Annotated in this window: 11 protein-coding genes; 6 read left to right on the top strand and 5 right to left on the bottom strand. The window is 36.4% G+C overall.

Annotated elements, in window-relative coordinates; all coding sequences use genetic code 11:
* Positions 1-286: 286 nt before the first annotated feature.
* Complete coding sequence (locus ACFRAE_RS15325; RefSeq protein WP_422798045.1) at positions 287-778, bottom strand: hypothetical protein; 492 nt, start codon at positions 776-778, stop codon at positions 287-289.
* Between the two features lie 469 nt (positions 779-1,247).
* On the opposite strand from ACFRAE_RS15325, the gene ileS reads away from it, so the two are divergent.
* The 6 genes from ileS to ACFRAE_RS15295 are packed head-to-tail and all read left to right on the top strand — an operon-like array spanning position 1,248 to position 8,214.
* The gene (gene ileS, locus ACFRAE_RS15320) at positions 1,248-4,661 is read left to right on the top strand and encodes an isoleucine--tRNA ligase (protein ID WP_422798048.1); all 3,414 of its coding nucleotides are present in this window, start codon (positions 1,248-1,250) and stop codon (positions 4,659-4,661) included.
* A gap of 3 nt (positions 4,662-4,664) precedes the next feature.
* Positions 4,665-5,048: a TraR/DksA family transcriptional regulator gene (locus tag ACFRAE_RS15315; RefSeq protein WP_422798044.1), complete on the top strand. Its 384-nt coding sequence runs from the start codon at positions 4,665-4,667 to the stop codon at positions 5,046-5,048.
* Between the two features lie 55 nt (positions 5,049-5,103).
* Positions 5,104-5,754, top strand: coding sequence for a lipoprotein signal peptidase (locus ACFRAE_RS15310; protein WP_422798043.1), 651 nt, complete (start codon positions 5,104-5,106; stop codon positions 5,752-5,754).
* Positions 5,755-5,810: 56 nt separating this feature from the next.
* Positions 5,811-6,761, top strand: coding sequence for a M20/M25/M40 family metallo-hydrolase (locus tag ACFRAE_RS15305; RefSeq protein WP_422798042.1), 951 nt, complete (start codon positions 5,811-5,813; stop codon positions 6,759-6,761).
* Positions 6,749-7,678 carry an SDR family oxidoreductase gene (locus ACFRAE_RS15300; protein WP_422798041.1) on the top strand — a complete coding sequence of 310 codons (930 nt, stop codon included), beginning with the start codon at positions 6,749-6,751 and terminating at the stop codon, positions 7,676-7,678. Before ACFRAE_RS15305 ends, ACFRAE_RS15300 begins: the two co-directional genes overlap by 13 nt.
* Before the next feature lie 2 nt (positions 7,679-7,680).
* The gene (locus ACFRAE_RS15295) at positions 7,681-8,214 is read left to right on the top strand and encodes an acyl-CoA thioesterase (protein ID WP_422798040.1); all 534 of its coding nucleotides are present in this window, start codon (positions 7,681-7,683) and stop codon (positions 8,212-8,214) included.
* A gap of 15 nt (positions 8,215-8,229) precedes the next feature.
* On the opposite strand, the gene ACFRAE_RS15290 is transcribed toward ACFRAE_RS15295, so the two are convergent.
* The 4 genes from ACFRAE_RS15290 to gldC all read right to left on the bottom strand — a co-directional run bounded on the left by ACFRAE_RS15290 (position 8,230) and on the right by gldC (position 13,144).
* Positions 8,230-11,445 carry a histidine kinase gene (locus tag ACFRAE_RS15290; RefSeq protein ID WP_422798039.1) on the bottom strand — a complete coding sequence of 1,072 codons (3,216 nt, stop codon included), beginning with the start codon at positions 11,443-11,445 and terminating at the stop codon, positions 8,230-8,232.
* An 11-nt stretch (positions 11,446-11,456) separates the two neighbouring features.
* Complete coding sequence (locus ACFRAE_RS15285; RefSeq protein WP_422798038.1) at positions 11,457-12,191, bottom strand: LytR/AlgR family response regulator transcription factor; 735 nt, start codon at positions 12,189-12,191, stop codon at positions 11,457-11,459.
* Between the two features lie 169 nt (positions 12,192-12,360).
* Positions 12,361-12,768 carry an EVE domain-containing protein gene (locus ACFRAE_RS15280; protein WP_422798037.1) on the bottom strand — a complete coding sequence of 136 codons (408 nt, stop codon included), beginning with the start codon at positions 12,766-12,768 and terminating at the stop codon, positions 12,361-12,363.
* A gap of 25 nt (positions 12,769-12,793) precedes the next feature.
* Positions 12,794-13,144 carry a gliding motility protein GldC gene (gldC, locus tag ACFRAE_RS15275; RefSeq protein ID WP_422798036.1) on the bottom strand — a complete coding sequence of 117 codons (351 nt, stop codon included), beginning with the start codon at positions 13,142-13,144 and terminating at the stop codon, positions 12,794-12,796.
* Position 13,145: the final 1 nt, after the last annotated feature.

Raw genomic sequence — 13,145 nt, 5'->3', positions numbered from 1 at the left:
CAATCCTAATGCAACGAGTACCTGTGGTTGCGGAAGTAGCTTCTCGGCATAAGTTAAATCAACAGCCGTTTATCAAGGATTTGTTACTCAAAATCATTTTTATAAAACACAATAAAAGCAGGTAAAACCTGCTTTTGTTGTATCTAATGATCTTAAAATATCGTAACCCTAATAAATATAGTTTATCTGTAATAAATAAGGATCCTATTGAATTCCTGAATCAATCTTTTCATTGCCAAATTATTAGCCCGAGCTATCTAAAACTTAAATTAATTGAAGTCCATATTCATTTATTCTTTATGAGATAATCCCCACCTAAGCCCTTTATATACACGGTCTTTGCATATCCATTTGCTTTAAAACTTCTTAAATAAATATCGTTTTCACGATGTAAATAAAAATATTCACATACTTCTTTAAAACTCACATTTATATTTGGAATAATGATATCCATTCCGTAAAAATATCTCCAAAATTTTAGCAACAAATTTTCAGTTCCAAACTTATACTCATATTTAAACAAATAAGTAAACCATGATTTATCTAAATAAATGATAATATAAATATTGTCCTCATTAAATATCTGCAATAGATCTTTCTCTATTTCGTCTAGTTCTTTTTGATCTGTCAAATCTTCTAATCTATGAAAGTAAAAGAACAACTCCTGACCGTATTGAAACTCTTTTGCCCAAAAATTTTTGAAATCAATGACACCATCGATTGTATCCAATCGAATATCCTCATATACATTTACATTATCGACTTGTTTCAAGTTCATAGTTAATCGTATAACAATCTATAGCTCCTAAATTTAAGTCAACTCATTTTATTTTCAGCAACATTTTACATAAATCACTACTCGATCCAATCTTAAATAGTAATATATTGATTAAAGATTAAACAATCAACACTCAAAACTTATTAGATAAAGATATTTATCGAATAAAAATAAACTTCCCCAATAGATCCATCATTTGCCTACTCCATCATTCCCCTCAAACCGACTTCATTTAAAGCTTCCTAGTATTTCTAACGAACCTCCTTCGGATCTCTATCGGATTTTTCCAAGTAATATCCGTCTGATGACCGAAGGAGATCCGACTAAGATGCGTTAAAGAGCATCATTTTTTCAGACACAGAGCAAAACCTAATCCTATAAAATAATTCCAAACTGCGCGGTTTGCTATTTCAGCTTAACTTTAAAATGATTAAATTAGCGACCTTTAAAAATAGAATTCGAACACGTGATGTATAAGGAATATAAGCAGTTAAATTTACCAGAAATAGGCAAAGAAGTGTTAAAAAGATGGGAGTCGTCCAATATCTTTGCTAAAAGTATTTCCAACCGTCCAGCCAATAAACCATATACCTTTTACGAAGGTCCTCCATCAGCAAATGGTATGCCTGGGATTCACCATGTAATGGCTAGATCGATTAAAGATATTTTCTGTAGGTATAAAACGCTTAAAGGATTTCAGGTAAAACGTAAAGGTGGTTGGGACACTCATGGTCTACCAATCGAATTGGCTGTTGAAAAAACCTTAGGAATTACGAAAGAAGATATTGGTAAAAAAATATCGGTTGAAGAGTACAATGACGCTTGCCGTAGGGAAGTGATGAAATACACTGATGTATGGAATGACCTAACCCAAAAAATGGGCTATTGGGTTGATTTAGAAGACCCATACATTACTTATCAAAACGAATATATAGAAACCTTGTGGTTTCTATTAAAAGACTTGTACAAAAAAGGTCTTTTATATAAGGGCTATACCATCCAACCCTATTCTCCTGCAGCAGGAACAGGTTTAAGTTCGCATGAGCTTAATCAACCTGGCACCTACAAAGATGTAAAAGACACAACTATTGTTGCGGAATTCAGGTTGGATAAGCAACAAATTCATCCCATGATGGATGCATTGGTAGAAAGTTCTTCGGAAGATGTCGCATTCATTGCATGGACGACAACTCCTTGGACATTACCTAGTAATTCTGCTTTGGTAGTCGGAAAAAACATTGATTATGTAAAAGTAAAAACCTTCAATCAATATACTGGCGAGCCGGTCTCTGTAATTCTTGCCAAAAACCTTATAAGTAAACATTTTAAAGCAGAAGGTCAGGATGCATCTTTTCAGGATTATAAATTAGGCGACAAAACGATTCCATGGGAAGTTGCTACTGAATTTAAAGGCCAGGAATTAGCCGGATTGCGGTATCATCAATTGCTACCTTACATTAGTTCAGCAGAGCTTATAGAAAAAGCATTTCGTGTAATTAATGGCGATTTTGTAACCACTGAAGACGGTACAGGTATCGTGCATGCAGCTCCAACTTACGGTGCAGATGACTTCCGTGTAGCGAAAGAACATGGTGTTCCTGCTATTTTGGTGAAAGATGAAAACGGTAAGGATGTTCCTACCGTAGATAAAACGGGCCGTTTTGTCCATGAAATCACAGACTTTGCGGGTCGCTTTGTAAAAGAAGAATATTACTCTGCGGAAGAGCGTGCTGACAAAGACTTTCGCCCGACGGATGTATTAATTGCCATCAAATTAAAGGAAGAAAACAAAGCCTTTGACGTTAAGAAATACGAGCACACCTATCCACATTGTTGGCGCACGGACAAACCAGTTTTATACTATCCATTGGATAGCTGGTTTATTCGTACAACGGCAATGAAAGAAGAATTGGTTGCTTTAAATAAAACCATTAACTGGAAGCCAGAAGCTACAGGTTCCGGTAGATTCGGTAATTGGTTAGAAAATTTAGTAGACTGGAATTTGTCCCGTTCTCGGTATTGGGGAACTCCCTTACCGATTTGGCGTAGTGAAGATGAGAACGAAGAGATTTGTATCGGTTCGATGCCCGAATTGAAAAGTTATTTGGAACAATCTATCCAATCAGATGTCTTAACTGCTCATGAAAAAGAGATCAACCAATCTTACTTGGATAAATTCGGCACTGAACAATTGGATCTGCATAGACCATATGTAGATGATATAATTTTGGTATCCGAAGCAGGACAAAAATTGTATCGTGAACCCGATTTGATTGATGTTTGGTTTGATTCTGGAGCGATGCCTTATGCGCAATGGGGATTAGATTACGCTAAATTAGCCAAGGGTGAACAACTGCCATTTAAAGACGCGTATTTTTCTGCATTCCCTGCAGATTTCATCGCAGAAGGAGTTGATCAAACAAGGGGCTGGTTTTTTACATTACACGCGATTTCTACCATGGTAAAAGGATCCATAGCGTTTAAAAATGTAGTTTCCAACGGCCTGGTATTAGACAAGAATGGCAACAAAATGTCCAAGCGCCTAGGGAATGGTGTGGATCCATTTGCTACGATTGAAAAATACTCGGCAGATGCAACTCGCTGGTATATGATCAGCAATGCTTCTCCTTGGGATAATTTAAAATTCAATGAAGAGGGATTAGATGAGGTAAGACGCAAGTTTTTCGGCACGCTTTACAATACCTATGCCTTTTTTGCACTCTACGCAAATATTGATAAATTTTCGTACGCAGAGCCTGATATTGCCATTCAAGATAGACCAGAAATAGATCAATGGATTATTTCTTTGTTAAATAGTTTGAGTAAGGAAGTGGATGCCTTTTATGCAGACTATGAGCCTACAAAAGCTGCTCGCGCCATTCAAAATTTTGTGGATGAGCATTTGAGTAACTGGTATGTACGCTTGTGTCGTAGACGTTTCTGGAAAGGTGAATACAGCAATGATAAAATTTCAGCTTATCAAACCCTATACACCTGTTTGGATACTATTTCCAAATTGATAGCACCGATATCTCCATTCTTTGCAGATCAATTGTATTTGGATTTAAATGCGGCAACACAAAAAGAAACTTTTGAATCGGTACATTTAGCTGACTTCCCAACCTACCACGAATCATTAGTGAATCTGGCTTTGGAAGAACGCATGTCCCTAGCCCAAGACATATCATCCTTAACGCTGTCCCTTCGTAAAAAAACGGGAATCAACGTGAGACAACCTTTGGCGAAAATATTGGTTCCGGTTTTAGACAACGCTTTTCAAGAGAAAGTAGAAAAGGTCAAAGATTTAATTTTATCGGAAACCAATATTAAAGATATTTCTTTCATTACAGATACGACAGGGATAATTAAAAAGAAAGTAAAACCCAATTTTAAAGTACTTGGCTCGAAAGTTGGTAAGGATATGAAAGTGGTTGCTGCAGCTATTCAAGCAATGGATAGTCAACAAATCAATGCCCTTGAACAAGATGGTATTCTAACGCTGGCGAATTGTCCATACAACATTAGCTTAGAGGATGTAGAAATTATCGCGGAAGATATGGCCGGTTGGCAAGTTGCAAATATGGGTAAGCTTACAGTAGCATTAGACATCCAAATCAGCCATGAATTGAAGGAAGAAGGAATAGCACGAGAATTAATTAATCGTATCCAAAACCTGAGAAAAGAAAAGGGTTTTGAGGTAACAGACAGGATAAACGTTACAGTAAGTCAAAATACTGAAATTCAACAAGCTGTAGAGAATAATTTGTCGTATATTTGTACTGAAATTTTGGCGAACAGCCTCCAATTTGAGGATAAACTGGCATTTGGAGATCAAATTGAAATTGGAGAAGAGAATTTATTGCTACAATTAGAAAAAATTTAAAGTATGGGAAACACAGAGAAAACCAGGTACAGTGACACTGAGTTACAAGAGTTTAAAGCAATAATTCTTGAGAAGTTACGGGTTGCTAGAGAAGAGCTATCATCATTAACGAAATCTCTTAGCAATAGCAATGCGAACGGAACCGATGATACAGCAGGTACATACAAAACCTTAGAAGATGGGTCAGCGACTTTGGAAAAAGAACAAATCAACCAATTAGCTGCACGTCAAAAGAAATTTATTGACAATTTGGAAGCTGCATTGGTCCGTATTGAAAACAAAACATACGGTATTTGTAGAGAGACTGGCAAACTCATTCAAAAAGAACGATTAAAAGCAGTACCTCATACCACGTTGAGTATTGAGGCGAAAAACAAACAATATTAAGCGAAATTTTTAGATGAATGGTCTTTGCTCGCACAAGGACCATTTTTTATGATATATGAAAGGATATTCTAAGCCCCTATTACTTATTACCATTGTATTACTGATTGATCAGATTTCCAAATTTTGGGTCAAGATGAATATGACTATCGGCCAATATTTTAAAGTATTTGGCGATAAATTTTTAATTCACTTTATCGAAAATCCGGGAATGGCCTTGGGTATGGAATTTGGCGGAGAATATGGAAAATTATTTTTAAGCATATTCCGAATTATTGCTGTGATAGGCATTGGTTACGGTTTGCATTACATGATTAAAAATAAGTACAACCGCGGCTTTATCCTAAATGTGGCTCTAATATTTGCGGGAGCACTCGGAAATATTTTGGATAGTGCCTTTTATGGGCTTATTTTTACCGAGAGTACCCCCTATCAGAAAGCCGTATTATTTCCGGATGGACCTGGCTATGCCACATTCTTACATGGTTATGTCGTAGATATGCTCCATTTTCCTTTAATCAATGGAACATTTCCGACTTGGCTTCCCATCTGGGGAGGAGAAACCTTTCAATTTTTTAGCCCAATTTTCAATGTTGCAGATTCCGCAATTTCCATTGGTGTATTTTTAATATTAATCTTCCAAAAACGCTATTTTAAAGAAGAACATATTGAGAAAAACCATGTACATAGTGAAATCGTAGAAGATTAAGATTTTTCCTTTTTTAGTCTAGATTTCACATCCATTTATCTTACAACTTATTGGACATGAAATTTAATCACAACACACGCTCGTTACTATGCCTAATAGCTGCGTGGCTATTTATTCTTCCTGCATTTGGACAAATAAAATCCACCCAGCTGAAAAAACACATTAGCTTTCTTTCTAAAGATAAGCTATTAGGAAGGGAAACAGGGACATCGGGCGCACAAAAATCGGCAGATTATATTGAAAAGCATTTCAAAAAATACGGTTTAGTTCCTAAAGGAACACAAGGATACCGACAGGCTTTTACAGCAAAAATAACTCGAGTAAAAAACCTTACACCAGAGCGGCAAGCCGAAAACATCATTGGTTTTTTAGATAATGGCGCTAAATATACCATAGTTATAGGGGCGCATTATGACCATTTAGGTCAGGGACATATCGGTGGGTCTAAAGACTCCCTAGGACTAGGTAAAATACATAATGGTGCAGATGATAATGCTTCAGGGGTAGCAGGTTTGTTGGAACTCGCTCGCCACTATTCCTCAAATAAAATAAAAGAAGCTTATAATATCTTATTTATTGGCTTTTGTGCGGAAGAATTGGGGCTTTTAGGTTCGAAGTACTTCACGGAAAATCCAACCATACCTCTACCTACTATTCATTGGATGCTCAACATGGATATGATCGGACGTTATCAACCTGAAAATGGTTTAGCGATCATAGGCTATGGAACCAGTTCTTTATTTCCCAAAATATTTGAAGGAATACATAGTGACATTAAGTTCTTTACGAGTAAAGATGGCAATGGAGGATCCGATCAGACTTCCTTTTACCGCAAAAATATACCAGTACTCTTTTTTCATACCGGAGGGCATCCAGACTACCACATGCCTACCGATGATGAACATTTAATAGATTATGAGGCAATGATGTCTATATTAAAAATAGAAATCGAAGTTTTGGATAATTCAATGAAACAGCCAAAAATGGACTTTCAATGGACGAATTAATGCAAAAGAAAAGAATCTTAATAACAGGATCTAATGGCTTTTTAGGTCAAAAGCTGACGGATTTGATGGTCTTATCTGGCGCCTATGAACTGTGTTGTACCTCGCAATCGGCCAATAAAAATCCAAACCAAAAGGGTTATCGTTTTGAACAAATTAACCTATTGGATTTTGATAAGATAGCAGCCCTCATTGAAGATTTCAAACCCAGCCATATCATTCATACAGCCGCAATCACTAGTGTGGAAGTCTGTGAGCAACAAGCAGACTTGTGTCAACAAATTAATGTGGACGCCGTTGATTTTATCGCTTCCATTTGTAAAAAAAACCAAATTCACTTTACCTTTCTTTCCACCGACTTTGTCTTTGATGGAAAAAATGGCCCTTATGATGAGTTGGCAGAACCACAACCCTGTAATGCCTATGGGCAAAGCAAATGGGCGGCAGAACAAAAAATTCAAGCTCATGCAGGGTCCTATGCCATTTTAAGAACAATCTTAGTTTATGGCATTATTGCCGATCAGAACCGATCTAATCTGGTTTTATGGGCAAAGAACAAATTGAGCCAAGGTGAAGCTATTCAAGTGGTCGATGACCAATGGCGGATGCCAACTTGGGTCGATGATTTGGCAAAAGCCTGTATACTGGCAGTGGAAAAAAATGCGGAAGGGATATTCCATATCGCTGGTGAGCAGATGTTCAGTATTTTGGAGGCCGTATATGAAGTAGCTGATTTTTGGCAATTGGATAAAAGCTTAATCTCATCAATTCATGCCAAAGAGCTTGGACAAGCAGAAAATAGACCGCAAAAGACAGGTTTTATTTTAACAAAAGCTAAACAAGAGTTAGGCTTTATTCCAACCGGATTTAGAGCTTCCTTGCCCTATATACAAGAACAAATGACTACCCTTAATAGATAATCATGCAAGAAAAATACGCCAAAGAATCCTATACCGAAATGAACGAATTAGTGCTTCCCAATGATACGAATACGTTCGGAAATCTCATGGGGGGACGATTATTGTATTGGATGGATATATGTTCGGCCATGTCTGCTCAAAAACATTGTAAAAATCAGGTAGTTACTGTTTCTGTGGATAATGTATCGTTTAAACGTTCGATTAAACTAGGGGAAGTAGTGACCATTGAAGCTCAGGTAACGAGAGCTTTCAATACATCCGTGGAGGTTAGAATGGAAATATTCGCTCAGAATCTACCTTTAGGTACAAAAGTTAAGTCAAATGAAGCTTATTATACCTTTGTTTCCATCGATGAAAACAATAAACCAAAAGCAATATCCCCTTTGGTTCCTGAAACAGAAATTGAAAAAGTCTTATTTGAAGAAGCTTTGCAGCGCAGAGAATTGCGTCTGTTATTGGCCGGTAAATTAAAGCCGGAACAAGCGACTGAAATTCAAAATTTAGTCTCGTTATTTCAACATAAGAACGGTATTTAACCTGTTCGTTAGCCTTTAATTCATAGAATTGGTAAAAGGTCTGTCGATAAGCAATGGCAAGACAATCGTGACTAAAGTATTATACTGTTCAGGCAATTGCTCTTCGGAGAATTTCAGATAGGCCACGGGTTCCTTAAAATGGCTATTGATCATGTGGATTCGTTCTTGAATTCCCTTAATTCCGAAAGAGGTTGTTTTGAACGATTTCATAGTTTTCTTTGCATTGTAGTTGAACCCTACCCCATTATCGTAGATTTGAATATACAGCTGTTCAGCGACACCCTGCACTAAGATTTTTATTTCCCCTTTTTTCTGAATCAAATGTCGGACACCATGATGAATGGCATTTTCCACTAAAGGTTGTATTAACATGGATGGAATTTTTATTTCATCTAACGCTAATTTAGGGTCTAATTCTACAGTAAAATGAAAAGCTTGATTGAAACGTAATTGCTCTAATTCCAAATAGAGTTGAACCAATTGCAATTCTGACTGAATGGTAACCATCGAAAATTGAGAATTTTCCAATACGATTCGCGTAAGGGTAGAAAATTTCTGAATTAAATTACTCGCATTTTTACTATCGTTTTCAACAACATAAGCCTCTATAGAATTTAAAATATTGAAAATAAAATGAGGATTCATTTGGGAACGAATGGCTTTTAATTCGCTTTCGTACAACTTTTGTTTGTAATCTTTTTCTATTTTCTCTTGTTTTTCTCTTTCAATCTGTAAATCCTGTTCCTTAATTTTCTCCATTTTCAGTTCCAATTCATCTTTCAGTTTTTCATTGAAATTTAATTGCAACTTATTGACTTTCTTTTGTCCATGAATTTGATTTACAAAAAAGAGAATCAAGGAAGACAGCAGTACTAAAACGAGTAATGTTTTGAACCACCAGGTGTTATACCAATAGGATTTGAGGGTAATATGTTTTGAATAAATTAGGTCAGACCAGTTTCCAAATTTATCGCCGACCTTAACTTTAAAAACGTAGCTACCTGCATTTAGGTTATTATAATGCGCTTGTTGTTCTGTCGTTGCGATAACCCAATCATTATCATAGCCCTGTAGTTGGTACGCAAATTTTAATTGCTTACTAACGGATTGCTCCATACTGGAAAAGGATAATGAAAAATTACTTTCATCGGCATTTAAGATCAGCTTATCTTGATTTAATCGGTAGGATTGATTTTTATGTAATATGCTCAATTTACTAACGGTAGGAATCGCAGTTAATTTTCTCTTAAAGGGTAAATCCTTTAAATTTCCGTAAATGATGCCATGGTCGGTACACCACAGTAATTGATGATCTTTGATAAAATAATGGAAAGTTTCAATCTGTTTGGGTGGATAAATTCCATCGCCAGGATTCAGATGAATAAATTGTTTATTATTTAAATCATATAACATCGTGCCATCCAAGGCTTTAATCCACAAATGATCCCCTTGTTCCAATATACGGGTAGGATACAGCCAAGGATAAGGATTTCCATCAGGATACTGTTCGAATTTATAATCTTGGTCAGTTTTGATGATTTCAGCAATTCCTGAGTTCCCATTACTAAACCAAAACCGATGGTTTGAACCTCGATAGAAGGCAAAAATAGTATTGGAAGTCAGGCCAGAGTTGGATACTAAATCATGAAAATACTGTTTAAATACTGGATCCTCTTTTTGTTGAATGAGTACAAGACCAAATCCATCCATCCCTAACCAAATTTGCCCATCATGATCTTTACCTACCGTAATCACTTTGTGGTTCGGTAAGCCATCCTCAACGTTGAACAATTGGATTGTTTTTTTCGTTCGATCATATCGGTATACCCCGGAATTCCAGGAACCTATCCATAAATATTCTTGACCAGAAATGCTATCTAAAACGACTGAATTGCAATCTGCGAGCTCAAAGTTATGCGTAGGCCCATAAATGGTTAAGGGCTGAAGGCCCGAACTTCCCTTTTCAAAGGTCAAAACCCCTTGATCAAAGGTGGAAAAATACAAACTCGAACCCACAATGCTGACGTTACTCACTTGAATCCCTTGCAATGAATAAGCAGACAAGCGTTCTTTGTAGTTGAGAGATAATTGTCCAAAAGCATGTGCTGTTCGATACCATACTTCCTCATTCCAGTTCATAAGGCTTAAAATGGGATCGGAAGCATCTTGGCTGTTTTCAATCAGGTTTGAAACTAAATTTAACCGCTGAGCATAATAAAACAAGCCAGATTCACTACCTATCCAATAGCCCTCACTTGTAGGCAATACAACATTTATCCTCGACGGTTTGGGTAGCTCTGGCATTAATTTTTCCCATCCGATATGTTCCCGGTGCTGATCTTTTACAGCATAGGTAAAAACGCCTTGCTGATTGTGCCCTACAATAACTTTATTTTCCTTAGGCCAATAGGCCATTGCTGAAGCAAAATTATCGTAAAATTTGCCGTTTTTAGACCAATTTAATAAGCTGGTATTGATTTGAGAAAAATCTGGTAGAAAGGAAATTAAATCATGATCATAATAGCCCGCAAATACTTGCTGAGGTGTAAAAGCAATACTGGAAACGGCATTTTCACCTTGATTTTTGAAGTCGAGCTGCTTGACCTTTTTATTTATTGGGTTATAACAGATTAATCCATTGTATCGAGTTCCAATCCATATATTGCCTTGATCATCTTCTTTCAAGCTATAAATACTGAGGTAACTGTTTGTGGATATTCCAGGAATGTTGATTTGTTGAATTTTACCAGTTTCAGGATCTAAAGATTGTAAATCCGTTTCTTGTCCACCAAAATAGATTAATCCCGATTTGGATACTATTACATCGTATAAATCGGTTTTAATTAATCCACTGGTCGATATGTTAGCGTAATACGATTTGACGGCTCCAGCTAATGGCTTACGACGATCAAAACATAATAATCCCCTATTATTGGTGGTAATCCATATCCGATTTTTTTGATCAATAGCTATTTTACCCAAATAATTGGACAGCATCTCCACCTCTTGATTCTCGTTGACATCGACAAATCGCAAACCATCATAATACGATAAGCCCCGTTTACCACTAATCCATAACAACCCATCTTGATCCATAGCTAAGCCACTAATCTGATTACTCGATAGCCCATCTTTTTCGGTCAGATGAACAAAATTGTAGATTTTATCTTGCCCTCGAACACTCAGGACGGAAACCAGAAATAAAGCAATGAAGAAAATCAGCTGTTTCAAGACAAGGTTTATTATGTTGAAAATAACTTTTCGATAAGCTGCGCCTTTTTGGAAGAGGAAACCTCGATCTCGGTACCATCGACCATTTCTACTTGGCCACCATCGCCCTTTTTGTATTTTACAATATAATCTAAATTAACAATAATACTTCTATTGATTCTCAGAAAGTTAGAATGATCTAATTGTTGTTCAAATTCTTTTAAAGTTTTGGAAACAATTATTTTGGAAAGATTAGTTAAGAAGAAAACACTGTAATTGCTCATGGCTTCAATCCGTAGAATCTCTTTGCGTTTAACCAAATGAATACCTTCAGCAGTAGGTAAGGCAATACGGATAGCATTCACCTTAATTTCTTGCAGATCGACTTTTTTAAGTCGCTCTTTCACGCCTGTTTGTTTGATTAATTTATCGACCGCTTTTTTTAACTCCAATGGATCGACGGGTTTTAACAAATAATCTAGCGCATTCGCTTTTAATGCATCCAACGTATAAATATTGTATGCGGTTACAAATATCACCTCGAAATCAAATTGTCCTAACCTTTCTAAGAGTTCAAAGCCATTGAAAATAGGCATCTCTACATCCAGAAAAAGAACATCAATATGCATTTGGGGGATTTTTTCTAAGGCTTCTACAGCATCGTTAAATACCGCATCCACCTGAATTAAATCACTATATTCTGCTAGCTTGTATTGCAATAACATGCTTCCTCGAACTTCGTCATCTAAAATTACCGCCTTTATCATATAGTTTGAATAATTGATTTCTAAATATACTTAATCTTAAATATATTTCAATTCGATATAATTCAGCGTATACAATGAGTGAATAACGCTGTAGTGCATGTCACTGATTCATTAAAATGAGGGAACAAAAAAAAACTCCCAAATTGGGAGTTTCAAATAGGTCTTAAAGTTAGGAGTTACCAAGTTCAACCAATCGATCAAACTCTTCGGGTTTTAAAGGCATCACGGATAACCTTCCCTGCCTAACTAAAGCTATATCCTGCAATAATGGATCAGCCTTTATGGTTTCTAAATTAACGGCTTTTTTAAAGGTCTCCACAGGTGCTAAATCCACCACTACCCATCGCTCGTCTTCGGTTGTCGGATCTTGATAAAATTCTTGGACCACTTTACAAATACCGACCACTTCTTTTCCTTCATTACTATGATAAAACAATACTAAATCGCCAACTTTCATAGCTTTCAAGTTATTTCTAGCTTGATAATTTCTAACACCATCCCAAAAGGTTTGGCCATCTCTATTAAATTGATCCCAACTGTATTTAAAAGGTTCAGACTTTACTAAAAAATAATTCATGCTTTATCAATCGCGGAGCTAATAATTAATTTTGTTGTTCTAAAATTTCCATTTTATCGGCATAATGCGCACAATAATCTCTTAAATCAGCGATGACTTTTTCTGCCATAGGATCACCTCCAGATGCCCTCAGGAATGAATCGCCCATGGTTTGTAGGGTTTCATAGAAAAACCTTTTCATCTCATCATAAGGCATATCTTTAGTCCACAAATCGATACGTAAGGAGTTTTTAAATTGGCTATCCCATAAAGCTAAAAACATAGCCTTTGCAGGTAGTTCTTCAGTATTCTCACCATCGGTTGAGCTCCAAATTATTTTGTCCGGAACATTACTATCATCTAGCTCTACATGGAGCTTTATATCTGCTTTTTTCATA

Source organism: Sphingobacterium sp. HJSM2_6 (genome assembly GCF_049316305.1).
GTDB lineage: Bacteria > Bacteroidota > Bacteroidia > Sphingobacteriales > Sphingobacteriaceae > Sphingobacterium.
Note: the sequence above shows the minus strand (reverse complement) of the source record. Positions and strands in the feature narration are given on the sequence as shown.